Origin of the sequence: Priestia sp. TSO9 (assembly GCF_021029645.1) — a bacterium.
GTDB lineage: Bacteria > Bacillota > Bacilli > Bacillales > Bacillaceae_H > Priestia > Priestia megaterium_E.
In genome coordinates this window covers 334,032-359,596 of the sequence record NZ_JAJEKD010000009.1, presented here as the reverse complement: position 1 = coordinate 359,596, position 25,565 = coordinate 334,032, and the positions used below count along the sequence as shown (strand labels likewise).

Genomic DNA, 25,565 nt, shown 5'->3' with positions numbered 1-25,565 from the left:
GATACAATGAAAACAGTGAGCTTGCCTAAAACATTTTCGGTTCAATGGTTACGTGATATGTATATCAAAAAAGAATTAACTCCAGAAGATGTAGTACATCAAATTCTTGCGCGGGTAGAAGCTGACAAAGACATGAATATTTGGATTACCCCTCCCATACTCGGTGAGTTAAAACCTTATCTAGATCGCTTAGCTACGCTAGGCCCTGAAGCGTTACCTTTGTGGGGAATTCCATTCGCCGTTAAAGATAATATCGATGTAGCACATGTACCGACGACGGCCGGATGTAAAGAATATACGTATACCCCTTCTGAACATGCTACGGTTGTGCAACGCCTTATCGATGCAGGTGCTATTCCTCTTGGAAAGACCAACCTGGACCAATTTGCTACAGGACTGGTCGGGACACGAAGCCCGTATGGCGAAACGCAGAATGCGTTAAAGCAAGAGCTCATTAGCGGCGGATCGAGCTCAGGATCAGCTGTATCCGTAGCTCGGGGGCATGCTGCTTTTTCTTTAGGCACCGATACAGCAGGTTCAGGGCGGGTTCCAGCTGGTTTAAATCGCCTAATCGGCTACAAACCTTCCCTTGGAGCTTGGCCATCTGCAGGTGTAGTTCCGGCATGTAAAAGCTTAGACTGCGTCACTGCTTTTGCTCATGAATGGAGTGACGTACTGCTCGTAGATTCCATTATTAGAGGAGTAGACGATCGAGACCCATGGTCACGCTCTGTTGTTCGGGCTTCTTCGGCGCTTCCTGAAAAAATTTATATGGTAAAAGAACCGCTTTCGTTTTACGGGCCGTTTGCTGAGCAGTACGAAAAAGCATGGAAACAAGCTGTGAAAAAGATTGAAGATTTATCTATTCCTATCGAATACATGGACGGCTCGTATTTAAGTGAAGCAGCTGCTTTATTATATGACGGTCCTTACGTAGCAGAGCGCTGGGCTGACTTAGGAGAATTTATCACTTCTCATGAAGAAACAGCCTTTCCTGTAACCGAGCAAGTGCTTCGTTCAGGAGCTAAATCAGAATATGATGCTGCTGCTTTATTTCAAGCTTCACATAAGCTTCAATCCTTTAAACATAAAGCATATCATCAGCTTAAAAATGCTGTTCTTGTTATGCCGACAGCAGGCGGAACGTGGACCCGGGAACAAGTAAGAGAAAATCCAATTGAAACAAACAGTGACATGGGGCGTTTTACAAATCATTGTAACTTACTCGACTTGTGTGCTGTCTCTCTTCCATCTCAGGATGCGGATCTCGATTTACCGTTTGGCATTTCATTTTTCTCTACATTTGACGGCGAACAATTCATTTTCGGACTCAGCGAATTATTTTTAAATGGTGAACGAACGGTTGCTTCAAAAAAAGATACAACATTAGTAGCTGTTTGCGGTTTGCATATGCGCGGGTTTCCACTTGAATCTCAAATGCGTGAACACGGAGCTTCATTCGTACGAAAAGACCAAACCGCTCCTTATTATCAGCTTTTTAAACTGCCTACTTCTCCAGCAAAACCGGGGCTGTTGCGAACACATCAACAAGGAGAAAAAATTGAAGTTGAACTTTGGGAAATGCCTTTATCACTACTCGGCTCTTTTGCCGATTCTATCCCTTCTCCTCTCGGACTAGGCAAAATCACTCTTGAAGACGGCAGTGAAGTAGCGGGTTTTCTTTGTGAAGCTCATGCGACAGAAGATGCGGAGGATATTACGTCTTATAGAAGCTGGCGGGCTATTCGTAGTTGAATAAAAGAGCCGCCTCTAAGTCGAATTTTCGACTTAGAGGCGGCTCTTTTGAATTATGAAAACTTTGATTTAAAAACTCTCTTATTTTAAGGAATTGCTTATTTAGGCCGGTCCTTTTTTATGTATTTCTTCTCTTTTTCATCCACCAGCCTGCACCAACTATCACTCCGATTATAAGAATAACAAATATTAAACGATCAACATCATGCAAATATTTTTGGATTTTTTCAATATCTCCAAGTCCTCCTACATAGAGCAAAAAAACAAACCACGGAAAAATACCTAAGGTGCTGTATAAAACAAAGTCCTTAGATTTGATTTTACTAAGGCCTGCCAAATAGGTGATATAGTTTGCGATACTGATGGGACGAGAAATCGTAATGCTCCATTTTCCATATTTATGAAACCATTTTTGGGCACGCTTTATATTTTTTTCACCAAACCAGCGCTTGGTAATAGATTCAAACCTGTATCCCATAACGAACGGAATATAGTTGAATGCGATATAAATAACGGTATTAGCAGCTGAAACAATAAGGATTTTCCATATTGAGAGCTGGAGCACCGAGCCAATGAGCAAAATCGATAACGTACATGGAAAAGGAATTGCCGCAGCTTCGATTGCTGTAGCAATAAAGATGCCCACTATGCCTAAATTTTGTACAAAATCAATAAACCCTTGCACCTTTTTTCTCCTTTCAATCACACAAATTTCACGTTCTTTCATCATAACTCAAACTATTCGAAATTTCACGATTTCAAAGCAATTTTACTAGTAAAAAAAGCTCATACGCATCCGTTTGCTATATTTGATTATCTTCTATCATATGCAGTTCATAAGTGAAGTAACGCAAAAAAAGAAAATAGCAGAAAAAAACTCTTTTATTACAACTAATAAAAGAGTTTTTTTCTGCTATTATTTAACTTTAGCAATGATTTTCCCTTTCACATGGCGTTTTGAAAGCTCTTCTAATGCACTTGGCACTTCTTTTAACGAGATGATGCGCTCAATCATCGGAGCTACTTTCTTCTCTGCTACTAATGCTAAAAGCTCATCGCCCATTTTTGCTAAATCCGCTTGCGCAATCATGTCATCAATGTGGTGTGCAGCATTTAAAGCTACTTCATGATAAGAAATCACCTTTGTAAAAGGCGTTACTTTTGTATAATCAGGTGCACCAGCAATATGTGCTAAATGTCCTCTATAGGCAATCATATCTAAAGAATCCGTTGCGTTCTTTGCACTCACCGTGTCAAGCACAGCATCTACGCCGCGGCCATTTGTCAGCTCCAATACTTTTTCCGCGACGTTTTCCTCGCGATAGTCAATTACATAATCGGCTCCTAACGACTTCACATACTCATGATTATGTGCTGAAGCTGTTGAGAAAACCATTTTTCCAGCGTTTTTAGCAAGCTGCACGCCAAAGCCTCCTACGCCTCCAGCTCCTCCATGAATTAAGATGGTTTGAATATGGTTCATTGGAAGTTTACGAAATAGTGCTTCATACGCTGTGTAACCTGCCGTAGGCAAAGCAGCAGCTTCTTCAAATGTAACAGCATCAGGAATGCGCGAAATTGAATGAGCAGTTGTAACCGCATATTCAGCATATCCGCCCTTTTTCATAAAGTCCCCGTGATAGACAACGCGGTCTCCTTTTTTCCAATCAACTACTCCTTCTCCAACTTCATCAATTGTCCCAGCTACATCTAAACCTAGAATGTGAGGATATGTCCAATGAGGATTTCCATTAGTAGCCGTTTTATAATCTACGGGATTAAGTCCTACTGCGTGAACTTCAACTACTACTTCCCCTTTATTTGGAAGAGGTTTTTCTATTTCTTCTACTTTCATTTCTGTCCATTTATTTTTATCTTGCAATAATAATGCTTTCACAGTCTAACTCTCCTTTTTAAATCATTTTCCTAGCGCTGCTTTTATTATTTTATCTAAAAATGATTTGCTTACTATTTTTATTTTAAAGGGAGCTTGTCTATAATACAAATTAGAAAATAAATAGATATCCATAAATAAATTTATAAGAAAGGATAGCATAAATGATTAATTTTGAATGGTACCGCAGCTTTATTAGCATTTACAAATATCGATCCGTTTCTGAAGCAGCCAGAGCGAGGATCTTAACGCAGCCGGCCATGAGTCAGCACTTAGCTGCTTTAGAAGCTGAAATAGGGGAAGGGTTATTTATCCGTGCACCGAGAAAAATGATTCCAACAGAAAAAGGTAAAGAACTGTACACGCGTATTGTCCCGTTAATTGAAAGTCTAGAAGCTGCTTCAATTGAACTAAAAATGACCGCTTCATCTCCCGACGCGCTGCCGGTCGTAAAAATTGGTTCTCCCGTAGAGTATTTTACCGAACAAGCTTTAGAAAGAATAAAAGATGCAGGTATCCGCTGCTACAGCCAGTTTGGTATTGCTTCTGTTTTGCTTGAAAAGATACAAAGCGACGAAATTGATATTGCGATTACAACCCAAAGATTGCAAATACCTGGAATTGAATATACGGTCATTGAAGAAGAAGAGTTTGTCTTAACCGTCCCTCCTTCTTTTGAAATGACAGCTAGTAAAGACGTAGAAGAGTTTTTATACAACCAGCGGTGGATTAGCTATGGTCTTGAACTTCCTATTATTAGACGTTTTTGGCGGCAGCATTTTAAAAAACGACCTGAAATTCAGCCTCATCACGTGATTCCAAATCTTCAAACGGTGTTAAAAGCCATTCAGCATCACATGGGAATCAGCCTGCTTCCCCGCTATTTAATTCAAGAAGCGCTTCGAGAAAAAAAAGTAAAAATCGAACTTGAACATTTAGCAGTAAAAAATCAGATCTTTCTTGCTTATAAACTTAAGCATCGAGATCATCCAGTCATTCAAAAAACGATACGCTCGTTAAAAAAAGAAGAGGTTGAGAAATAAGGACATGAATCCATTCTAAAGACGAACAAATAGGATAACATGAGCTGAACCGCTTGTGACACCGCAGTTGATTTCCATGCAAGGCATCGCTTTCCGCGGGCGGCCGCTGAGCCTCCTCGTCGCCTACGCTCCTGCGGGGTCTCACCTGTTCCGCTTTTCCCGCAGGAGTCTTTGCCGTGCCTTCCAATCAACTGCTAGAAGGAACGAAAACAGATGAAACCTCCGTTCACCATAGCAAAAAAGAAACGAACCACTAATCAAACATCTTGATTAATGGTTCGTTTTTCACCTCGTCTAAAATCATTTTGTCCCAGTCTCTTCTTTTTTTGACAGTTGCTGTGCTGAATCTACTCCTACCAAATCTAAAAAGAAAATAAAAATAGGAATACCAAGAATTAGCCCCCATACGCCCAAGAAGTGTTCACCAAACACTAAAATGATAAACGTAATGAACGTTGGCAAGTTTGTTTTAGATGACATGAGCTTTGGATTTAATACATAGCTTTCAAGTGCGTGAAGTACTACCACCATAATTAACACAGATAGTACTTTTACACCGCCTCCTAAACTGTAAGCGATTGTACAAAGTGGAATGAGTGAAACAAATACCCCAAGAACCGGCACTAGCCCTAGTAGGAAGACCATAACGCCAAGTGCAAGCAAATTAGGAAACCCTAACACCCACAGCGCAATAACGGATAAAATGCTGTTCACAAAAGCAATAATAAACTGAACTTCTATTACCTTGCCGAAGGAATTAACAAACTTTCTCCCCAAATAGCCAGCTTCTTTGAAAAACCAGCCCAGCCTAGATTGTTCCAATTGGACAAACAATCGGTGAATCCGCGACTTTTCAAGTAAAAAGAATAGGCTCAATAAGAGTGCTAAGAAAACTTGTGCACTTACTTTTCCAATATTAGATAAATAGCTGTATACTAAATCAATATTCTGCTGAATATTCTCCGGTGATTTGAATCTCTTTAGATTATCGATAATATAGGTGACAAATGTATTATCAGGGGGGTGTTTGTAAAAATACATCAGCTTCTGTACAAGCTCAGTAACTTGCGTCATAATAACCGGGATATATACATATCCTACAATACCGAGCGCCCCAATCAGTGCGATATAGATGACGATGAGTATAAGCGTTGAATTAAGCGGAAGCTTTCTTCTTAACGTTTGTTGAAGACGACCAATTAAAAAGGTGAAAATAAACGTAAATAACAGCAGCTGAAGCATACTTCTAATGCTGACAAGTAAAACGGTAATGATAATAAGCGTAATGATGCGAACAGTAAGTTTGTTGTGAAGCCAACTTCTTGCAATATTCATGAAACCTTCAATTCTCCTATCTCTCTTTTTCCCAAGTCATTTGTATACATATAAATAAAACGGATACGCTAGACGCTCATATCCGCTTTCGCTATATATAGTGTATCATTTAATATTCAAATTTTACTATATTTCGGCGCTTTTTAGTATGTCTTTATTTTCTCTCCGCTATTCTTTTTCATTTTCCCATATATTATGATAAATTAGCTTGTCTAAATCCCTTCTTTTTTCCCAGTTAGCTTGTTCTAAGATTGGTTTCTCAGGGTATTTATCTGTATAGCCAATTGACATGAGCGCTACAGGATCAATATGAGGAGGAATATGTAAAATGTCACGTACATCATTTTTCTTATAAAAACTTACCCACCCCATGGCCAGTCCTTCTGCATATGAAGCAAGCCACATATTTTGAATCGCACATGCAGTTGACATCATATCGGTTTCTGGAATTGAGTTTCTTCCGAGAACATGAGAGCCTCCTCTTGTTGGATCACACGTTACGCAAATAGTTAACGGCGCTTCTTTTAACCCTTGAATCTTTAGCTCTAAAAAATCTTCTTTCTTTTCACCTTCATAATGAATAGCCAGTGCTCTTCTCTCTTTATCTGCTGCCCAGGCAAGTTTATTTTTCACTTCTGTATCAGATACTAATATAAAATTCCAAGGCTGCATAAACCCGACAGAAGGTCCGCTGTGAGCAGCCTGTAGAATGTTATAAACGGTTTCATTCGGAATCTCATCAGACAAAAATGTTCGTACATCTCTTCTTCCGTAAATCGCTTTATATACCGCTTGCTTTTCGTCGTTTGTAAACGAGTTCATCTTCTTCAACCTCCATTAAACTTTCTTTTTAACTATTTTTCTAAAAAACCATTTAAAAAATGTGATCCAAACTTTATGTTTTCTCGTATTACTATATGAATCTATCATAAAGGAGGTTGCAAACATGTTCAACGACGTTTTAATGAACTTATTTAACGCGGTAAGCAGCATCATTAACACAATTGGATAATTTGATTGTACATATTTAGTAAGAGAGGAGGCATATTACATGCTAAACGAGGTACTTATGAACTTTTTTAACGCAGTAAGCAGCATCATCAACACGATCGGATAAAAAAAGCACAAAGAAAAGGGTAACTGCCATTACCACCGTCTTTATGCTTTACTAGTTCAAAATCATATATTTTACAATAAAAAGAACTCTTTGATTAGGAGTTCTTTTTACTTATCCTAACATGTTCCCTTTTATTTGTATATATGCCCTGCCATTTCAACAGATTCACTTATATGTTGCAAGCATACACATAGGTCTGCAGCTCGTAGTGCAGTTCTTTTAAGTCTTCAGCTGCTTGAGTCAATAACTTCTTTCGCTGAGCTGTATACACATCTAGAATAGCTCTTTCTACTTTCACCTTTTCTTCATATAAAATATCTAACTTATCTTCATTTCCTTCAAGGGAAATAGGCTTTAACATAGCAAATTGATAAATGGGTTGTCCATAATCCAATTTTGTTAAAATGGAACCTACTAATACATCCTGCGAGCATTCATATACGAAGTTTAACAGCGTACTTAATTCTTCTAGACGAGAAATATCCAGCTCTGCATTTTCGTTGATCACAGCCCCTATATATTGAAAGCACTCTTCTTCTAGCTCATTATAAATAGTTGTGATGCGGTGCAACACTTCATACAACTTCATAAAGTTCCCCCTTCACACACGCTTCTTGATACAACCATATGACAAAACTTGGTGTTTTATACTAACGAAAAAGCGAGGAATCTAAACCTCGCTTCTTCTTTTTATCGATACATACTGGCAATGTCTTCAATAAACATAAGCGGTTCTTCTTCTGTTAGTTGTTTAATTGGAGAATAATCCTCTCCACCAAAACTTTGATCTATGTCTTCAATAAACGAAGAAACTTCTTCTGACTCTTCACGATTAGCCGGCACTTCGTATTTCTGTAATTCTGTACGGTGCACGACGGATAAAATATGGCGAGGGAATTGCTGCTTCGTTTTTCCAAAACAGTATACCGGCTTGTGTTTCAAAAAGCGTTCTACTTCCTCTTGCCGGTTATAAATGCTTCCATGATCACCCCAAGCTACCACAACCAGTTCAGCATCTTCCACTGCTTTTTGAATATACTCACCTGTTCTTGTTCCAACAGCTTCTTCCTTTGAAAGCATGCGTAAAAACGAAACATGATCGGTTTGATAGCTGAATAAATAAACGATTTCTAAGACTCCAAATCCCCACTTTTGCGCCAGTTCTATACATTTGGATATAGCTGTATCGTCGCTGTATTCATACGTATTTTCTGGAAATGACAAGACAAACGTAAGTTTACGTTCGTTCACTTCACTCCATTTGCATAATAGAGAGTATTTGTATGTGCCTGTTTCATCAAAAATAACTTCTTTTTTCACTGCTTCCATCCCCCTGCCTTCTTACAATCTTGTTACTTATCTATTGCAAATGAGCTAAGCAGTAATCGTAACCATGACTGTTAAAAGTTTTATTTTATATGTATTTCAAAATCATGCCTTCATGACAACTTTTCAGCCATTTTTTCAAAAAGCATTTTTTTCTTCTATACATGCTTTTTACAGCTAGTGAACATTCACATATACATCTCTCCTCTTTTCGAACCTCCAGTCAAAATAGATAAAATCAAAAGAATGGTCTATAATAAAGAAATAACCAATGAACTTTTCACTCATGTTTTTGACAGTCACGGATTTTTTCTCAGCAGGTATGTTCAAAACTGATCCTCTGAGAAAATAGAAGATAAATTTGTGTAAAGAAAGGATTTTGTAAATGGCTACTACACACACATTTACAAGAGGAGAAGAAATTGCAAATGCGATTACACACGGCATTGGAGCCGTACTCAGCATTGTTGGATTAACGCTTTTAATCGTACTTTCTTCGTTAGAAGGAACGCCTTGGCATGTTATCAGTTTTACTATTTACGGGGTAACCATGCTGCTTCTCTATGTCTCCTCTACGCTTGTCCATAGTTTTCCGGAAGGTAAGGTAAAAGATCTTTTTGAGATATTTGACCACTCTTCTATTTATTTGTTCATTGCCGGGACGTACACGCCATTTTTATTTATCGCAGTTAAAGGAACCACCGGCTGGACACTTTTTGGAATTGTATGGGGCATCGCTCTTGCAGGAATTGTATTCAAAGCTTTTTTTGTGAAGAAATTCCTTTTTATTTCCACTATTCTTTACGTATTTATGGGATGGATGATTGTATTTGCTTGGGATTCGTTAACTCAAAACATTGCCCATCAAGGAATTGTCCTTCTCGTAGTTGGAGGCGTATTGTATACAATCGGGGCCGTTTTTTACGTATGGCGAGGATTTCGTTTTCATCATATGATTTGGCATATGTTTGTTCTTGGCGGAACCGTACTCCACTTTTTAGCAATCATTTTATATGTATTGCCTATAACCAATTAAAAAAGGGCCAGAAGGCCCTTTTTTAATTGGTTATAGAATTCCTTACCACAGTTTTGCCATTTGAGTCACAAGCGTATAGACTCCTAGCACAGCCATAATAACGACCACAAAACCGCCAAAAACGGTAAGCCAAGTCGGATGCTTGTAATCGCCTACTATCTTCTTTTTATACGCCGCAATAAGCATTGTACCGAGTGTAATAGGTAAGATTAACCCATTTAATGCTCCAGCTAAGATGAGCAGCGTGACCGGCTGACCAATCGTTAAGAAAACCAGGGTTGAAATTGTAATAAATGCAATGATAATCCAGTTTTCATATTTCTCAATCCTTTTACTGAAGGATTTAATAAAGGAAACCGATGTATATGCCGAACCAATAACTGAAGTGATAGCCGCTGCTGCCATGACGACACCGAATAATTTATAGCCAATATCTCCTGCGGCTAACTGAAAAACAGAGGCAGGTGGATTATCAGGATTCAGTTTTAACCCTTGACTCAACACACCTAATGTCGCTAAAAATAGAAAAATTCGAATGATCGAAGCAATGGTAATACCGGATACTGCTCCTCTTGTTACTTCAGGAATCGCGGCTTTTCCTTTGATTCCTGCATCTAATAAACGGTGACCTCCTGCAAATGTAATATATCCTCCTACTGTTCCTCCTACAAGAGTAACAATCGCCATTACGTCAATGTGATCCGGCCAAAATGTTTTAGATACTGCTTCTCCTAATGGAGGAGCGGAAGAAACTGCAACATACACCATTAAAACAATTAATATTCCGCCCATTAATTGAGCAAAACGATCCATTAATTTTCCGGCTTCTTTGACTAAAAAGATTGCGATAGAAATGATGGCTGTAATGACTGCACCCGCTTTAGGAGAAATACCAAATAGCGCATTAAAGCCAAGACCCGCTCCTCCTACGTTTCCAATATTAAATGCTAAGCCTCCAATTACAATTAGAATAGCAATAAATAAGCCGAGACCTGGCAAAACAGTGTTAGCGATATCCTGTGCTCTTTTTTCTGAAACGGCAATAATACGCCATACGTTTAGCTGAACGCCAATGTCTAATAAAATCGACAGTAAAATGACAAAACCAAAACTTGCGGCGAGAGCTTGTGTAAAGACCGTTGTTTGAGTTAAAAAACCCGGACCCACTGCTGAAGTAGCCATTAAAAATGCTGCGCCGAGCAGCACGCTCCAGTTGCGTTCTTTTTTCATGATGTCACCTCATTGTGGTTGAATAATAATTTGTTCTTCTGTTAGCTTGTCACAAATAGCTTTGGCAAATTCAACAGCATGTGCACCGTCTCCATGAATACAAACGGTATCTGCTTGAATGGAAATCTCTTCATTTTGCACAGTAAATACTTTCTTTTCTTTGACCATTTTAATTACTTGAGAAATAGCCGTTTCTTCATCTTGAATCACGGCGTTTTCAACGTTTCTCGGCGTCAGCATGCCGTTCTGTTGATAGGTTCGATCTGCAAATACTTCCTGAAACGTACGCAATCCCATTTCGTTTCCAGCTTTAATCAATTCACTTCCAGCCAAACCATATAGAATAGCTTCCTCACCAACATTATAAACAGCCTCAGCAATAGCTTTAGCTATGTCTCGATTCCCTGCAGCCATATTATATAAAGCACCATGAGGTTTCACATGATGAAGGGTCCCTCCTTCTGCACATATAAAAGCTGAAAGAGCCCCCATTTGATACACCATTAAATCATAAGCTTCTCGAGGCGTAATTTTCATATATCTACGTCCAAATCCAGCTAAATCTTGCAATCCGGGGTGCGCGCCAATCGCCACATTTTCACTCAAAGCCAGCTTTACTGTTTCTCTCATAACCGAAGGATCTCCGGCATGAAAGCCGCAGGCAATATTTGCTGACGTTACATAGCGTAAAATTTCTTTATCATTTCCTAATCTATAGTTCCCAAAGCTCTCTCCTAAGTCACAGTTCAAATCAACAGTAGCCATCTTCTTCTCTCCTTATATTTTCATTCGAAGTGCTCTTTTAATATGATTTATTTTCTTTTCCTGCTCCATATATAAATGCTGCGCTTCATCCAGTGAAATTACTTGAAAAGAAACCTTTTTCCCTGGAGAAATTTGCGCAAGCGCTGAAAAATCTGCAGTTGCTACCTGTCCGATTCTAGGATATCCTCCTGTGGTTTGATGATCTGCTAATAAAACAATGGGCTGTCCTTCTTTTGGTACTTGAATCGTACCGAACGTCACAGCGCTAGAGAGCAGCTCTTTTTCTTGACCAAGGACTAGTTTCTTCCCTTTTAGCCTATAGCCCATGCGGTCAGATTGAGGGGTAACGTCAAATTCTTGATTAAAGAAATGCTGTTGACTTTCTTTTGTAAACCAATCAAATTCCGCACCCTTCATCGTGCGGATAATAGGCGTCTCGTATGAAGGAATAAGTTTAGGATGAATCGTCCAAAAAGCCTGCTGAAAAGAGCGGTCCGTTTGCTTTTTCACCAGTTTTTTTATAATTGCTTCCCCTGTTTCTGTAGGAGGATGGCTTAATACTTCGTCTCCTGACTGTAATGCTTTACCATGCAGCCCGCCTATCCGAGCGCGAAGTGAAGTAGATGTACTTCCCATAACTGCTGGAACATTAAAAGCACCGGAAACCGATAAATAAGAACGGCACCCTAAAGTCGGAACACCAAACTGCAGCACGCTCCCTTTTTTCACATATAAAGGCCGCCACATCTTTACAGCTTCACCATTAACAGTTGGCGATAAATCCCCTCCTGTCAGGGCAATCAAAGCATCTTGCTGAAATTCAATTTTTGGTCCCATTAACGTAATTTCAATAACCGGCTGATTTTCTTGATTTCCTACTAATAAGTTAGCAATCCTTAAAGCAACTTTGTCCATTGCCCCGCTGACAATCATGCCGTCCTTTTGATATCCATGTCTGCCGATATCTTGAATCGTTGTTAATAAACCGGGACGTATCACTTTAATACTCATCTTCATCCACCTCCTTTTGGGCTTCATATTCCGTTTCAGAAATGGAAACAAATCGGATACGATCACCTGCTTGAAGCAAGCTTGGCGAATCTTTTTTTGGGTTAAATAGTGTAAGAGGAGTACGCCCGATTAACTGCCATCCTCCAGGTGTCTCAATTGGGTACACGCCGGTTTGCATTCCTGCAATGCCAACTGACCCTTTTGGTATGCTGCTTCTCGGTGATTCTTTTCTTGGAGTCGCAATTTCTTCGCTCATCCCTCCCAAGTAAGGAAAACCAGGAGCAAAACCTATCATATACACCAAATATTCTCCACTCGTATGAATGGAGATAACTTCATCAGGCGTTAAGGAATGAAAAGCAGCTACTTTCTCTAAATCCGGTCCGTACTTTCCTCCGTAGCACACCGGAATGTCAATTTGTCTAGCGACCGCTTCAGATTTTTCTTCCTGATGGGAAAGCAGTTCTTCAATATATGTAGATATTGCTGTGTAAGGATTTCTTCTTCCTTTTTCACTCATTATCCAAGGATCATAATAGATTGTAACTGTTGTAAAAGCCGGCACATATTCAATCATTCCCTTACATAATGATTGCTCTAGTACCTGAGTAAACTGCTGAATGCGTTTATGTATGCCAAAATTAATTTCGTCTCCAAATGAAACGACAATGCCGCTGTCACCAAGAGGATAAAGTCGATAATCGTTACTCATTCCGTCTCCTCCTTTTTTACTTAGTATTGTTTGAGCAGCTCTCTTTAATGCTGTAGATAAATACCTTTATTAGAATTACTAATGAAATTATCATTTTCAAATAACAATTTCTTATATATCTAATAAAAAAAAGAACACTAAACCCCTATTCTGTATGAATAACATTATACAAATATAAAATAATCTTATGTTCTACTAAAACAAATTCTAAAGAAAAATTCAACCTTTTTAAAATTTTATCGTCAAAAGGATGATGCTTTTTCAATTTTTCACATAAAAAAACTGCTTTGTTTCCTATACCAAAGCAGTTTTTTGTGTAAGTATCTATACATTCATAGGGAGTAGAACATTATACACCTCTGCGAGCAAAATCTACAAAACGGAATTTATCAAGACGATGACGTGATTCCGTATATTGAAAAAGGCTTGCATCTTCTAGATACACATAGTTTCTTACTACCACAATATGTTCATAGTCTTTCAAATCTAAGTAACATTTATCTTCGTCCGTCAGCTCGTCAACGGAAATTTCTTTTTTAGCAAAGCTGATTTTTAGCCCAAGATCTTTTTCTAAGTATTCATAAATAGAGCCTTTACATATGTCTTTTGTGAGGTGAGGAACATACTTTTTATGAAAAAAATCTTTATCTAAAATAATTTTTTCTCCATCGATTTCACGTGCTCGAATTACTTTCCATATGAGATCTTTTTTTGTCACCCCAAGCTGTGTGCACAGATCTTGATCGGCCTTGACTAATTCAAATTCTTCTACAATAGTAGTCGATGTATGTCCTAGCTTTTCCGCCACTTCTTTGAAGCTAACAAGTCCTGATACTGGAAAATCAAAGCGTGATACGTCTAATACAAAAGAACCTTTTCCTTTCATTTTTTGAATGTATCCATTTTGTGAAAGTAAATTTAACGCTTTCCGTATCGTTTCACGAGACGTTTGATACTGTTCAACAAGCTCATTTTCAGAAGGAAGTTTTGTATTAGGACGCCAGTCACCACGTTTAATTTTATCGACTAACTGTTCGTAAATGCTGATAAATTTATTTTCTTTCAATTGCCATCACCTATTTTACTTTCTATATATACCCAATTGTATAAAAAGAACGATAGATTGTCACCCATCGTTCTTTTTACTTTTTTCTCTATTTTTTTAAATGATACACGATTGATTCATACGGCCGAAGTAAGACTCGCTTGAATTCCTTTGATGAATCTTCGTAGTTAGACAGCAATATTTCACTATGATATCCTTCAAAAGTTATATCTTCTGGCAGTTCAAAAATCGTCTCGCTGCCGTAGAAATTATTTATCACGAGCAGCTTTTCGTCTGCTCCATTTCGGATATAAGCGAAAATCTGCTCGTCTTCTCCAAGAATCAATTCATAGTTTCCATAGGTGATAATCTCGTACTGCTTGCGTAGTGCAATAAGCTTTTGATAAAAGTAAAAAATCGAATCTTTATCATCTAGTGCTTTTTCCACATTAATTTCACGGTAGTTATCAGCCGGATTAATCCACGGCTTTCCTTTTGTAAAACCTGCACTTGGCTCATCGCTCCATTGCACCGGTGTACGGGAATTGTCTCTTGATTTATGTTTTAAAATCTCCAAAATTTCAGTTTCGTCCATTCCTTGTGCACGTTTTATCTCATACACATTTAATGACTCCACATCTCTATATTCATCAATAGAGGAAAATTTCGGGTTTGTCATACCTATTTCTTCCCCTTGATAAATATAAGGTGTTCCCTGCATCAGATGAATTGTTGCAGCGAGCATTTTAGCAGATTTATTATGATAGAGTTCATCGTTTCCATAGCGTGAAACAACGCGAGGCTGATCATGGTTGCACCAAAATAGTGCATTCCAGCCCCCTCCTTTATTCATTTCGGTTTGCCAAGTTGATAAAATCTCTTTTAATTTAATAAAATCAAAATCTGCTAGCGCCCACTTTTCTCCGTTTGGGTAATCGACTTTCAAATGATGAAAATTAAACGTCATGCTAAGCTCGCCCCGGTCCGGATGAGAATATTGAATACAGTGGTCAACAGTTGTCGACGACATTTCCCCAACGGTCATGCTATCGTATTTTGAAAAAACTTCTTGATTCATTTCTCGCATATATTCGTGAACGCGAGGACCGTCGGTATAAAATTTCCGTCCATCTCCTGGCGCGATAGAACCATCATCATCTAAAAAGCGCTGATCTTTTGAAATTAAGTTAATAACGTCCAGACGAAATCCATCTACTCCTTTTTCAAACCAAAACGTCATCATATCGTATACGCTGCGGCGCACACGCTCATTTTCCCAGTTCAAATCCGCTTGCGTGACATCAAACAAATGCAGATACGATTGTTCTGTCAGCTTATCATGCTCCCACGCCGAACCTCCAAATTTTGAAACCCAATTCGTCGGAGCACTTCCATCTTCTTTTTGATCTTTCCAAATATAAAAATCTCTGTACGGGTTATCTTTCGATTTTTTAGCTTCTTGAAACCATTCATGTTCAGTTGACGTATGATTAACGACAATATCCATGATGATTTTAAGATCCCGCTTATGCGCTTCTGTTATTAAACGATCGAAGTCCTCCATTGTTCCGTATTCTTCTTGAATAACAAAATAATCACTTATATCATATCCATTATCCCGCTGCGGCGATTTATAAATTGGCGTTAGCCACACTACGTCTACGCCAAGCTTTTTCAAATAATCTAGCTTTTCAATAATCCCAGCTATATCACCCACGCCGTTGCCGGTCGTATCGTAAAAGCTTTTAGGATAAATTTGATAAACAACCGATTTTTTCCACCAAGGTTCTTGCATTTTTAACACCACCATTTAATTCTTTGAATTATGTTGAAACGAGTCTGTACCCGCGACAGTTGATGTAACAGTTGATCTTTTCTGAAGCTTTCCAAGCGTTAACGTTAAAAGAAACGGCACTACGATTACGATTATCATTCCAATAATAAAAGCTGACCAGCTCTGTGGAACAATTGATAACGGAGCAGGGATACCACCGATTCCCACCGATGCTGCTTTTACTCCCGCAACGGATATGACGACACCAGCAATAGCAGAACCAATCACTGCAGAAATAAAAGCAAATCTAAAGCGTAGATTTACACCAAACATTGCAGGCTCCGTAATACCAAGCCACGCTGAAATCCCTGACGTTAAAGACAATCCTTTTAATTTCTCATCATTTTTTGAAAGAATCATTATCGCAAAAGCCGCAGAGCCTTGTGCAATATTCGATAATGCTACCATTGGCCATAAAAACGTACTTCCCACGCTTCCAATCAGCTGTAAATCTACGGCTAAAAATGTATGGTGCATGCCTGTAATAACAAGAGGAGCATATAAGCCTCCGTACACAAGCCCTCCAATAAATGGAGCCGTTTTAAACAGCCATACAACTGCACCTGTAATAACATTTCCTATTGCAAATGTAATTGGACCAATCACAATAAAAGCGAGAAACCCTGTGACTAAAAGAGCTACAGGCGCTACAATCAAAAGTTGAAAACCATCCGGTATTCGTTTTCGTAAAAACAATTCGATTTTTGCCAAGACGAATGAAGCAGCTAATACAGGTAAAACCTGTCCTTGATAGCCGACTTTCTCAACATGCAGGCCAAATAAATTCCACGTATCGATGCTTCCTTTTTTTAATGCTTCTCCGTAAGACCATGCATTTAGCAAATCAGGGTGTACGAGCATGAGCCCAAGGACAATTCCAAATAAAGGGCTTCCTCCAAAACGCGTAACAGCTGACCACCCAATAAGAGCTGGCAAAAAGGCAAAAGCCGTATTCGCAATTAAATTAATCATGCTTGCGAAGTCTTTCCACTGTGTATGAACATCTACGATTGATTTATCATCGTAAAAAATTCCGGCTCCTGTTAGTACATTATTGATTCCCATCAATAAACCCGCGGTTACGATGGCCGGTAAAATAGGAATGAAAATATCAGCTAATGTTTTTATTGCGCGCTGCAGCGGATTTAAGTTTTTAGCCGCTTCGTTTTTCACTTCTTCTTTAGATAGTTCGCCTATACCTGTAAGCGTCACCATTTCTTTATATACTTTATCCACCGTGCCTTGACCAATAACAACTTGAAACTGGCCGTTTGTAGAAAAAGATCCTTTTACTAATTCGTGCTCATCTAGCATACGTTGATTGACTTTACCTTCATCTTTTAAAACAAGTCGAAGACGCGTTACACAATGCGTTGCAGCAGAGATATTTTCTTTTCCGCCAACGGCTTCTACAATGCGCTCAACAGATTCTCGATTCATGTCTTTTCCCCCTTGTTTCCGCTTTCATTTTATTCCTGTATTTCCTATCCCCCATATAAATCTCACCGCAAACCTGTATATACAAGTTTTATGTTTTTATTCTAACCTGTATATACAGGTTCGTCAACAAAAATAAAATTACTTCTTTTTCATTTCATGATATAGTCAAAAAGCAAAGTATATGGAAGGAGACGTTACATGCTGCAAGTAAGATTAATGGGAACACAAGAAGAAATTAATGAAGCAATCAAACAATTTGAACAGAACTACCATATAGAACATCAGTCAAAAGAATATACGCGAAGCGCTAATCCAAAATATGAGCGCAAAAAAGATACTCGTGTTTATCTTTCAATGCACCCTAAAAAATAATTTCCGATTTATTTCAGAGAAGAATAGTAGCTTTTACAAACTAAAGGATTTATATTATAATTTCAGTATTTACTATAACATCCGATTTGTATTTAAAAATCAGAAAGAGGCTTAAAAATGGCATATAACGACATATCTCTTAGAGAGAAAAGTATTGTATTTATCGGCTTTATGGGGGTAGGAAAAACAACTATTGGAGAAATGGTTGCCAAAAAATTGTATAGAGATTTTGTTGATATAGATCAAGAAATCGAAAGAGAATTTAATATGCCTACTTCTCAGATTTTTAAAGAGCACGGTGAAACTTTCTTCAGACAAAAAGAAAAAGAAGTAATAAATCGACTTTCACAGCAGCGTTTAAAAATCATTTCTTTAGGGGGAGGCGCTTTTTTACAAGAAGAAATTCAAGAGATTTGTTTATCTAACTGCATCGTATTCTTTTTAGATTTATCTTGGGATTCTTGGAAAGAACGCATTAGTTTAATTATTGATAGCCGCCCTGTTTTACAAGGAAGAAGCTTAGAAGATATTGAAAAGCTATTTTACGATCGTCAAGCTATCTATTCCAATCACCATTCGAAAGTTGAAACTGATAATTTAGATATTGAAGAAGTAGCTAACTATATCGTTGATTCATTAAAAACAGCTTGGGACATTTATCAACCTTAATGAAATAAAAATTCGTTCCCTTAAAAAGCCTTTACAAAAAAAGACGTAGCTTAATGCTACGTCTTTTTTCATCCCTAATGCGAACTCATATAAAAATTGATAAAAAAGGCAATGGTGATTACATACATCATCCAATGAATTTCGCGACGGCGTCCTGTAAACAGTTTAATCGCTGTGTATGAAATGAAGCCGAATGCTAAACCTTCTGCAATGCTGTAGGTTAACGGCATCATGACAATTGTTAAGAAAGCGGGAACAACTTCGGTAAAGTCGTCGAAGTTAACGTTTCGAATGTCACTTAGCATAAGCGAACCAATAATAATGAGTGCTGGAGCAGTAGCAACGCTTGGGATAAATTGAATGAGCGGTGCAAAAAACAAGGTAAATATAAATAAGATGGCAACCGTTAATGCCTTTAAGCCGGTACGCCCTCCTTCTGCAATACCTGTTGCATTTTCAATATACGTATTTAACGCAGTGCTTCCAAAAATAGCACTCGCCATTGTACCGATTGAATCCGCTGCAAGCGCGCGATTTAAACCTGGAATTTTACCGTTTTTATCTACTAAGTTTGCTTTTTTAGATAGTCCAATCAATGTCGCTAGCGTATCAAATAATTCTACGATGGTGAAAGAAAATACAACTGAAAAAATGCCGTAGGCAACTGCGCCCTTTAAATCCATTTGAAAAAATGTTTCTCCAACGCTTGGCGGCGTAGCGGAAAAGACGTCTTTCAGGGAATGAGGAACGGCTTGTACTCCTACAATCATCGCTAATATTGTCGTAGCAAAAATACTTATAATAAGAGCGCCTTTTACATTTTTAGCCATCAGTACAGCTGCTAATATCAGCCCAAAAATAGCCAGTAAGGGACCTTTATCCATGACATTTCCAAGCCCTACAAAAGTAGACTCGTTTGCCACAACTAATCCAGCGTTTTTCAAACCGATAAACGCAACAAAAAGACCAATTCCAACTGCTATGGAAGACTTTAATACGTTCGGAATGGCATCAATAATCTTTCCGCGTATTCCTGTTACCGTTAAAACAAAAAATAAGACCCCGGATATAAAAACTGCTCCAAGTGCCGTTTGCCATGACAATCCTTGCCCTAATACTACTGAATACGTAAAAAACGCATTTAAACCCATCCCTGGACCGGTTACAATCGGGAAATTTGCCCATAGGGCCATCAGTAACGTACTAAATACAATGGCATAAATGGTAGCTGCAAGAGCCGCTTCTCGGGGGATACCCGCGTCAGACATGATAATGGGATTGACAATTACCATATAACTGACCGTCATAAAAGTTGTAAGTCCTGCTAGTATTTCTTGTTTTGGTGTTGTGTTGCGCTCTGATAGTTTAAACAAGCGCTCTAATATTCCGTTACGCTCCAACACGCGCGCCTCCCTACTTCTAAAAAAAATAAAAAATCCTACCTATTCAAATGTCCTAAAAAAGACACGATTTAGGAGGATTTTACGTTGCAAAGTAAAATCTTTTGTCCTATTATAGTCTTAATTTGTAGATATGCAAAGGTAGAAAACGCTATCATTATAAAAATTTTTATCTTCCGTTAGTTTGGAATTTTGAAAATTTATTTCTCTTATCTTTTTAGTCTGTTGCAAGAGTGCTCTTTTTACTCATTTATACAAAAAAGCGATTGAGACATAACTAAATCAATCCCATCTAAAGACGAACAAATTGGATAAATGATCTGGACTGCTTGTGACACCGCTGTTGATATCCGTGCAAGGCTTCGCTTTCGAGGGCGGGGGATGAGCCTCCTCGTTGCTTGCGCTCCTGCAGGCGGGGTCTCATCCCTTCCGCTTTTCCCGCAGGAGTCTACGCCTTGTCCTCCAATCAACAGCTAGAAGCAACTAACCAGATGAAACCTACGTTCACCTTGACAACAAAAAACTCGAATTAGTAATCAATACTCTGATTACTAATTCGAGTTTTACTTTTGTTAAAATACTTTTATTCCAGCCTCTTCTTTGTTTTACATCTTATGAAATCAAAAGTGGAATTCTTTTTAAAAGACGATCAATCGAATGATTTGCTTCTTTCAGCACAATTCCTTGGTCAATGGTTTTTAACACTCGATTTTCCATCACAATTTCTCCATCAACCATCGTTAGTTCTACATCTCCTCGCGTTGCTGAATACACCACTCTGGAAATGGGGTCTACGCCGTAAGACGGAAAGGTATGAAGCTGATTTAAATTTAAAATAGCAAGATCTGCTTTTTTCCCGACCTCTAAACTTCCAATTTCTTTTTCAAGCCCGACTGCTTTCGCTCCGCCGATTGTAGCCATTTCTAGCACGTGCTTTGCATTCATGGCCGTTGGTCCGTGCGAGGGTTTATGAATCGTAGCGGCCAGCCTCATTTCGTTGAACATATCCAAATTATTATTACAAGGAGCACCGTCAGCCCCAAGACTTAAAAATACACCTTGCTCTAATAAACCGGGCACATCTGCGATTCCCGATGCAAGTTTTAAGTTTGAGCCTGGGCAATGACTAACTTTTACTCCTTGATTTTTAATAATTTGCTTTTCTTGATCATTTAGCCACACACAGTGCGCTAAAATAAGGCGTTCATTGGCTAATCCTAAATGATCTAAGTACATGATATTTCTCATACCCGTTTCAGCTTCTACGATGCGAATTTCTTCTTGATTCTCAGAAGCATGAGTATGTACATGAACATTATATGCATCTGATAAATGGCTTACTTCACGCAGCAAATCTTCCGTACACGACAGCACAAATCTTGGGGAGAATGCGTATCGAATACGGCCGTTATTTGAATTATGCCATTTTTCAAGCAGCTCTACACTTTCTTTGATCGAGTCAGCCGTTGTCTCCTGCAGAGCTTTTGGCAGATCATCGCCTTTTTTATCCATCATTACTTTTCCTGCAAGAGCTCGGATTCCACTTTGAGATATAGCTTGAAAAGCAGAGTCCGTATGATGAACAGTTTCCATATCTACAATTGTTGTAGTCCCGCTTTGAATGAGTTCGCCGATCCCTAACAGGGCTGAATAATAGATAGATTCTTCATCATGTGAAGCTTCAAGCGGCCATATTTTCTTCTTTAGCCAGTCTAACAGCTCTAAATCATCTGCTTGCCCTCTAAAAAGCGTTTGACATAAATGAATATGAGTATGTATAAAGCCCGGCACAATCGTTTTATTTGCTGCGTCAATGACTTTATCTACCTTTTCCGGATGCAGGTTTTTCCCGATGGCTGCAATACGATTTCCAACAATATAAAGGTCACCGTAAATAATATCATTCTTCTCATTCATCGTAATAATCTCTGCATTTTTAATTAATGTGTGCGTCATACCTTCTTTCCCCTCTTTCGTAACATCTATCTATTTCTAGCTCAAGCCGAACACTAACATCTTCAAGCAATCTTTCTTACACTGATCTTATATATATATGATGTATGCTCTGAGTTGAATAAGTGTAGGTAACCTCATGCGCGATAGAGAGTTTGGGTAAAAAAAATTCCTAGCTGATTATACAGCTAGGAGGTTGGATTTATGATAAAATCCCAAGTCCCTTTTTCAAGAGGTTATACGAAATCGCAGGAGAATAATGTGATCTTGTATTTATAATATGGTGTTTTCAGTCTATATACCAGCTTTTTGTCAGAAGTTCTAACATTGTTTTTTTATTCTTTTTCGTTATGTGACTTTTCTTAACACCCTTATTTTTCATGTTATGCAATTTATTTTCGTTTCTTCTATGTAATATTTCCTAAAAATAAAGAATCTATCTTCTGTTTCTATACAAAACAGAAAAGTTATTTTATGATTTGTATGATTAAAAAACTACAAATCTATATTTTAGGGGTGATTAACTTGGAAAAAATAAATGTTGGCTGTCGTTTTACGCTTTCTGTTATGAGTGATAACTTTATCGATATTATTTTAGGCGCACTAAACGAAGTGGATATGTCTAAAGTTCAGCGAAAAACGGACCGTGTTAGTACGTTTATTGAAGGAACTGCAAAAGACGTATTTGAAGTTGTGCAAGCCGTTTATAAAAGTGCTGGAAAATCAGGAAAGCATATTGTGCTGAATGCCACGTTTTCAACAGGGCAGCACGAAGAATATTTCGAAGAAAGAAAAATAAAACAAAAAGAAAACATGTCTTCAAACCAACAGCTTTGTGCTTCGTTCCCTGTATCCACTCAATTCTCTTTGTATCCATTAGATACGCCGCATTATGTAGACATCATCAAAAGCGGAATTGGCGCAGTTAAACAACAGGGAGTATTTGCCGAAACCGTGCCTTTTGCAACAGCTTTAGAAGGAGATGTGGACAAAGTATTCGCTTCTCTATACGAATGTTTTATGAAATCTGTACAGCAAGCTCGTGTCGTGATGACAGTTAATATGTCAGCACACAGTCCTTCTTCAAAACGATAAATTACTTCTTATCTATTTATAAAGATAGAATACTAGAAAGGATTTATATAAATATGGCTACAAAAAGAACGTTTTTTTCTTTTTTCCTGATAGGTGCGTTATTATGTCTATTAATCGTACCAAACTCTGTTATGGCTAGTGAAAAACCTGCACATTTAACGATTGCTTCTTACACACAGTTCTTGAAAGCGCAAAGTGATAAAAGTTCACTGTATGAGTTTTCAAAACTGTCGCGTCAACAAAAACAAAAAGTTGTACAATCACTAAAGGATCCATCTCTGTTAAAAATGGATATTGAAGAGACTAGCGGCACGGTCGAAGCTGCAAGTACAGCAGCATACGGAGCAAGAACGGCTTCACCTTTATTCAAAACAGCAGCTTATACGGCTTCTTATAAAGCGGCTGGATTTACAACAACAAAGCTAACGGTGTATGTAGATTATTACACGAAAAGCTCCTCGGTAACTTCAGTCAAAAGTGTACGAGGTGTGGTCACAAAAAATGTAAACCCTCTTGTGTCTATTTCAAAAAAGAGCTCAAAATCTTGGGTGCAAAATAATCGAGCCTACGGGCGAATTGACTGGCAGTGGAAAGTTGCAGCTAAAAATGCTGGAATCAAAAGACAAACCGCTTATGGTACGGCTTCTGGCGCTTCTGGCGGGTCTACAGCTACAGTCAATTGATAATGAGGAATAAACGATGAAAAAAATGATGTGGTGGATTGTTGGCATTACGGCCGGAGTACTTTTACTAGGAATTCTGGTAGGTTATTTATCATTTTACAGCATATAAAAACAGCAGGCGGAATTACCTGCTGTTTTTTATCTAAACGTTATATTCTTGTCATAAAATTAAAACCTCCACTTACAGTGTCTAAGTGCCTGTAAGAAGAGGTTGGGATCACAATTGTTAGTAAGCCTGGTCTCTTCTCATCTTTCAAGCACTGCTTGTGGGAGTTGGCACGGTTCTATAAAGTCCGTTGCCGAGGTTTCACAGGGCCTATCCCTCCGCCTCTCTTGATAAGAAGTTTGTCGAATTTTGTTGATAATTGTTGATAAGATAAATATTATGTTACATGCTGCACAAACAGATGTCAACTACTTTTCAGAAAATTGTTTTCCCTCTAAAACTATGATATCGCTACCATTACTATGACAACTAGGTTACAAATATATAATTTTTTTATATTTTTTTATCACGCTTTTACAGCTGACTTTTTCTCAAAAGAAGTGATAGCCTCATCTAGCATACGAATGCCGGCATCTATCTGTTCTTTTGTTACAGTAAGCGGAGGTACCATGCGAATAACTTCACTTGCATTTCCGCAAAAATAAAATAACACGCCTTTTTCTAAAGCTAAGTCTAAAATCTCGAATAAGGCATCTCCATCGCCTTCTCCCGTATGCGGATTAACAATTTCAATTCCAATCATAAGTCCTAAACCACGGATATCCCCAATAATTGAATGTTTGTCCTTTAAAAGATGCAGCTTTTCTAACGCATAAGCGCCCATTTTTTTCGTGTTATCCAGCAGTTGTTCTTCTTTCATCACTTCAAGAGTTGCAAGGGCTGCTGAACATCCAATAGGATTCCCTCCAAATGTTGTACTATGTGTGCCAAGGGGCCACTGCTTCATTAATTCTTGAGAAGCTACCGTTGCACTAAGCGGAATTCCAGAAGCAATTCCTTTTGCTATAGCCATAATATCTGGCACGACATCAAACGTTTGTCCAGCAAACCATTCGCCGGTACGGCCAAACCCTGTTTGCACTTCATCGAAAATAAGTAATATTCCGTGACGATCACAAATCTCTCTTAACTTCTTCATCCAACTTTTCGGAGGAATAATATAGCCGCCTTCTCCTAATACTGGTTCCAAAATAACGGCAGCCACTTCTTCAGGCGTGACTTGATGCTTAAAGAGTATTTCAAAATCTTTTTCAAGCTTTTCAGTAAAGTACACATCGCTGTCTAGCTCCGCAGGGCACTCTTTTGGATTGGCATATGGAATCTGATACGTCAGTCCCGAAGGCTGCTGAAATTGTCTATATTTGCTTTTCGAGGTTGTAACACTCAAAGCTCCCATCGAGCGGCCATGAAAACACCCTAAAAAAGAAATAACATACGGACGCTTTGTGACATGTCTCGCTAATTTCAAGGCTCCTTCAATTGCTTCGGTGCCACTATTTCCAAAGAAAAAGCAGTCTAAATTACCCGGCGTTACTTTTCCTAACTCATCGGCTAACTTTAATATCGATTCGTACATAATAACACCTGAAGGACCGTGCAATAATTGATCTGCTCCGTCTTTGATTGCTTTTACTACTTTCGGATGTCTGTGTCCTACATTTGTCGTAGCGATTCCGGAAGTAAAATCGAGATATTCTTTATCATCCAATCCATAATAATAGCATCCTTCTTCTTTCACAACGGGCAAATTCGGATGGTCTTTAGCCATCGTCGGTGCTAGCAATTCAGGCATTCTTTCAAATAAGTGACTCCAATCTTTTGACATACTACATCCTCCTTGAAA

The 25,565-nt window shown here is 38.4% G+C and carries 24 protein-coding genes and 1 riboswitch; of the genes, 7 read left to right on the top strand and 17 right to left on the bottom strand.

Annotated elements, in window-relative coordinates:
* Positions 1 to 6: 6 nt before the first annotated feature.
* Positions 7 to 1,755, top strand: a complete 1,749-nt coding sequence (atzF, locus tag LJC66_RS04595) for an allophanate hydrolase (RefSeq protein ID WP_230931892.1) — start codon at positions 7 to 9, stop codon at positions 1,753 to 1,755.
* 118 nt (positions 1,756 to 1,873) lie between these two features.
* Here the strand turns inward: atzF and LJC66_RS04590 are convergent, their stop codons facing one another.
* Both LJC66_RS04590 and LJC66_RS04585 read right to left on the bottom strand, forming a co-directional pair.
* Positions 1,874 to 2,440, bottom strand: a complete 567-nt coding sequence (locus LJC66_RS04590; protein ID WP_230931891.1) for a DedA family protein — start codon at positions 2,438 to 2,440, stop codon at positions 1,874 to 1,876.
* Positions 2,441 to 2,671: 231 nt separating this feature from the next.
* A complete protein-coding gene (locus LJC66_RS04585) occupies positions 2,672 to 3,652 on the bottom strand; it encodes a zinc-binding dehydrogenase (RefSeq protein WP_230931890.1) in 981 nt (326 codons plus the stop codon).
* Between the two features lie 161 nt (positions 3,653 to 3,813).
* Here LJC66_RS04585 and LJC66_RS04580 point away from each other — a divergent pair, with 161 nt between their 5' ends.
* Positions 3,814 to 4,692, top strand: coding sequence for a LysR family transcriptional regulator (locus LJC66_RS04580; RefSeq protein WP_230931889.1), 879 nt, complete (start codon positions 3,814 to 3,816; stop codon positions 4,690 to 4,692).
* Between the two features lie 300 nt (positions 4,693 to 4,992).
* On the opposite strand, the gene LJC66_RS04575 is transcribed toward LJC66_RS04580, so the two are convergent.
* The 4 genes from LJC66_RS04575 to LJC66_RS04560 all read right to left on the bottom strand — a co-directional run bounded on the left by LJC66_RS04575 (position 4,993) and on the right by LJC66_RS04560 (position 8,473).
* Positions 4,993 to 6,027 (bottom strand): AI-2E family transporter, encoded by a 1,035-nt coding sequence (locus LJC66_RS04575; RefSeq protein ID WP_028412216.1) that lies wholly within the window; start codon positions 6,025 to 6,027, stop codon positions 4,993 to 4,995.
* Between the two features lie 168 nt (positions 6,028 to 6,195).
* Positions 6,196 to 6,849, bottom strand: a complete 654-nt coding sequence (gene bluB / locus LJC66_RS04570; protein WP_034269758.1) for a 5,6-dimethylbenzimidazole synthase — start codon at positions 6,847 to 6,849, stop codon at positions 6,196 to 6,198.
* 464 nt (positions 6,850 to 7,313) lie between these two features.
* Positions 7,314 to 7,733, bottom strand: a complete 420-nt coding sequence (locus tag LJC66_RS04565) for a hypothetical protein (RefSeq protein ID WP_230931888.1) — start codon at positions 7,731 to 7,733, stop codon at positions 7,314 to 7,316.
* Positions 7,734 to 7,834: 101 nt separating this feature from the next.
* On the bottom strand, positions 7,835 to 8,473 hold the full coding sequence (locus tag LJC66_RS04560; protein ID WP_223260294.1) for a DUF1643 domain-containing protein: 639 nt from the start codon (positions 8,471 to 8,473) through the stop codon (positions 7,835 to 7,837).
* A 382-nt stretch (positions 8,474 to 8,855) separates the two neighbouring features.
* Here LJC66_RS04560 and trhA point away from each other — a divergent pair, with 382 nt between their 5' ends.
* On the top strand, positions 8,856 to 9,506 hold the full coding sequence (trhA, locus tag LJC66_RS04555) for a PAQR family membrane homeostasis protein TrhA (RefSeq protein WP_014461342.1): 651 nt from the start codon (positions 8,856 to 8,858) through the stop codon (positions 9,504 to 9,506).
* A 42-nt stretch (positions 9,507 to 9,548) separates the two neighbouring features.
* Here the strand turns inward: trhA and LJC66_RS04550 are convergent, their stop codons facing one another.
* From LJC66_RS04550 to treP, 7 genes are all read right to left on the bottom strand, one after another.
* Positions 9,549 to 10,736, bottom strand: a complete 1,188-nt coding sequence (locus LJC66_RS04550; RefSeq protein ID WP_230931887.1) for an NRAMP family divalent metal transporter — start codon at positions 10,734 to 10,736, stop codon at positions 9,549 to 9,551.
* 9 nt (positions 10,737 to 10,745) lie between these two features.
* The gene (locus LJC66_RS04545) at positions 10,746 to 11,501 is read right to left on the bottom strand and encodes a LamB/YcsF family protein (RefSeq protein ID WP_230931886.1); all 756 of its coding nucleotides are present in this window, start codon (positions 11,499 to 11,501) and stop codon (positions 10,746 to 10,748) included.
* A gap of 12 nt (positions 11,502 to 11,513) precedes the next feature.
* The gene (locus LJC66_RS04540; protein ID WP_230931885.1) at positions 11,514 to 12,512 is read right to left on the bottom strand and encodes a 5-oxoprolinase subunit C family protein; all 999 of its coding nucleotides are present in this window, start codon (positions 12,510 to 12,512) and stop codon (positions 11,514 to 11,516) included.
* A complete protein-coding gene (gene pxpB, locus LJC66_RS04535; protein ID WP_230931884.1) occupies positions 12,502 to 13,224 on the bottom strand; it encodes a 5-oxoprolinase subunit PxpB in 723 nt (240 codons plus the stop codon). The genes LJC66_RS04540 and pxpB overlap by 11 nt, the downstream gene beginning before the upstream one ends.
* A 349-nt stretch (positions 13,225 to 13,573) precedes the next feature.
* Positions 13,574 to 14,290 carry a trehalose operon repressor gene (gene treR / locus LJC66_RS04530; RefSeq protein ID WP_042992290.1) on the bottom strand — a complete coding sequence of 239 codons (717 nt, stop codon included), beginning with the start codon at positions 14,288 to 14,290 and terminating at the stop codon, positions 13,574 to 13,576.
* Positions 14,291 to 14,378: 88 nt separating this feature from the next.
* Positions 14,379 to 16,064 (bottom strand): alpha,alpha-phosphotrehalase, encoded by a 1,686-nt coding sequence (gene treC, locus LJC66_RS04525; RefSeq protein WP_230931883.1) that lies wholly within the window; start codon positions 16,062 to 16,064, stop codon positions 14,379 to 14,381.
* A gap of 15 nt (positions 16,065 to 16,079) precedes the next feature.
* The gene (gene treP / locus LJC66_RS04520; RefSeq protein WP_230931882.1) at positions 16,080 to 17,543 is read right to left on the bottom strand and encodes a PTS system trehalose-specific EIIBC component; all 1,464 of its coding nucleotides are present in this window, start codon (positions 17,541 to 17,543) and stop codon (positions 16,080 to 16,082) included.
* Positions 17,544 to 17,741: 198 nt separating this feature from the next.
* Here treP and LJC66_RS04515 point away from each other — a divergent pair, with 198 nt between their 5' ends.
* Together LJC66_RS04515 and LJC66_RS04510 are read left to right on the top strand one after the other, a co-directional pair.
* Complete coding sequence (locus LJC66_RS04515) at positions 17,742 to 17,915, top strand: YvzF family protein (RefSeq protein WP_116742250.1); 174 nt, start codon at positions 17,742 to 17,744, stop codon at positions 17,913 to 17,915.
* A gap of 117 nt (positions 17,916 to 18,032) precedes the next feature.
* Positions 18,033 to 18,584: a shikimate kinase gene (locus LJC66_RS04510; RefSeq protein WP_025749688.1), complete on the top strand. Its 552-nt coding sequence runs from the start codon at positions 18,033 to 18,035 to the stop codon at positions 18,582 to 18,584.
* Between the two features lie 74 nt (positions 18,585 to 18,658).
* Here the strand turns inward: LJC66_RS04510 and LJC66_RS04505 are convergent, their stop codons facing one another.
* The 3 genes from LJC66_RS04505 to LJC66_RS04495 form a co-directional block, all read right to left on the bottom strand.
* Positions 18,659 to 19,984, bottom strand: a complete 1,326-nt coding sequence (locus LJC66_RS04505; protein ID WP_028407655.1) for an NCS2 family permease — start codon at positions 19,982 to 19,984, stop codon at positions 18,659 to 18,661.
* 242 nt (positions 19,985 to 20,226) lie between these two features.
* On the bottom strand, positions 20,227 to 20,454 hold the full coding sequence (locus LJC66_RS04500) for a hypothetical protein (protein WP_195695229.1): 228 nt from the start codon (positions 20,452 to 20,454) through the stop codon (positions 20,227 to 20,229).
* A gap of 142 nt (positions 20,455 to 20,596) precedes the next feature.
* A complete protein-coding gene (locus LJC66_RS04495) occupies positions 20,597 to 21,940 on the bottom strand; it encodes a 5'-deoxyadenosine deaminase (protein ID WP_230931881.1) in 1,344 nt (447 codons plus the stop codon).
* 522 nt (positions 21,941 to 22,462) lie between these two features.
* Between LJC66_RS04495 and LJC66_RS04490 the strand changes: the two genes are divergently transcribed.
* Both LJC66_RS04490 and LJC66_RS04485 read left to right on the top strand, forming a co-directional pair.
* Positions 22,463 to 23,032: a YkoF family thiamine/hydroxymethylpyrimidine-binding protein gene (locus LJC66_RS04490; protein ID WP_230931880.1), complete on the top strand. Its 570-nt coding sequence runs from the start codon at positions 22,463 to 22,465 to the stop codon at positions 23,030 to 23,032.
* A 53-nt stretch (positions 23,033 to 23,085) separates the two neighbouring features.
* Positions 23,086 to 23,715 (top strand): hypothetical protein, encoded by a 630-nt coding sequence (locus LJC66_RS04485; RefSeq protein WP_230931879.1) that lies wholly within the window; start codon positions 23,086 to 23,088, stop codon positions 23,713 to 23,715.
* A 243-nt stretch (positions 23,716 to 23,958) separates the two neighbouring features.
* Positions 23,959 to 24,058, bottom strand: a riboswitch (SAM riboswitch).
* A 169-nt stretch (positions 24,059 to 24,227) separates the two neighbouring features.
* Here the strand turns inward: LJC66_RS04485 and LJC66_RS04480 are convergent.
* Entirely contained in the window at positions 24,228 to 25,547 is a 1,320-nt protein-coding gene (locus LJC66_RS04480; RefSeq protein WP_230931878.1) for an aspartate aminotransferase family protein, read from the bottom strand.
* Positions 25,548 to 25,565: the final 18 nt, after the last annotated feature.

Coding starts and splice junctions, on each gene's coding strand:
- bluB (WP_034269758.1), bottom strand. CDS start 6,849: ATGAACTCGTTTACAAACGACGAAAAGCAAGCGGTATATAAAGCGATT.
- treC (WP_230931883.1), bottom strand. CDS start 16,064: ATGCAAGAACCTTGGTGGAAAAAATCGGTTGTTTATCAAATTTATCCT.
- LJC66_RS04580 (WP_230931889.1), top strand. CDS start 3,814: ATGATTAATTTTGAATGGTACCGCAGCTTTATTAGCATTTACAAATAT.
- LJC66_RS04515 (WP_116742250.1), top strand. CDS start 17,742: ATGCTGCAAGTAAGATTAATGGGAACACAAGAAGAAATTAATGAAGCA.
- LJC66_RS04560 (WP_223260294.1), bottom strand. CDS start 8,473: ATGGAAGCAGTGAAAAAAGAAGTTATTTTTGATGAAACAGGCACATAC.
- LJC66_RS04510 (WP_025749688.1), top strand. CDS start 18,033: ATGGCATATAACGACATATCTCTTAGAGAGAAAAGTATTGTATTTATC.
- treP (WP_230931882.1), bottom strand. CDS start 17,543: ATGAATCGAGAATCTGTTGAGCGCATTGTAGAAGCCGTTGGCGGAAAA.
- LJC66_RS04540 (WP_230931885.1), bottom strand. CDS start 12,512: ATGAGTATTAAAGTGATACGTCCCGGTTTATTAACAACGATTCAAGAT.
- LJC66_RS04550 (WP_230931887.1), bottom strand. CDS start 10,736: ATGAAAAAAGAACGCAACTGGAGCGTGCTGCTCGGCGCAGCATTTTTA.
- trhA (WP_014461342.1), top strand. CDS start 8,856: ATGGCTACTACACACACATTTACAAGAGGAGAAGAAATTGCAAATGCG.
- pxpB (WP_230931884.1), bottom strand. CDS start 13,224: ATGAGTAACGATTATCGACTTTATCCTCTTGGTGACAGCGGCATTGTC.
- LJC66_RS04480 (WP_230931878.1), bottom strand. CDS start 25,547: ATGTCAAAAGATTGGAGTCACTTATTTGAAAGAATGCCTGAATTGCTA.
- LJC66_RS04575 (WP_028412216.1), bottom strand. CDS start 6,027: ATGAATATTGCAAGAAGTTGGCTTCACAACAAACTTACTGTTCGCATC.
- LJC66_RS04495 (WP_230931881.1), bottom strand. CDS start 21,940: ATGACGCACACATTAATTAAAAATGCAGAGATTATTACGATGAATGAG.
- LJC66_RS04485 (WP_230931879.1), top strand. CDS start 23,086: ATGGCTACAAAAAGAACGTTTTTTTCTTTTTTCCTGATAGGTGCGTTA.
- LJC66_RS04565 (WP_230931888.1), bottom strand. CDS start 7,733: ATGAAGTTGTATGAAGTGTTGCACCGCATCACAACTATTTATAATGAG.
- LJC66_RS04545 (WP_230931886.1), bottom strand. CDS start 11,501: ATGGCTACTGTTGATTTGAACTGTGACTTAGGAGAGAGCTTTGGGAAC.
- atzF (WP_230931892.1), top strand. CDS start 7: ATGAAAACAGTGAGCTTGCCTAAAACATTTTCGGTTCAATGGTTACGT.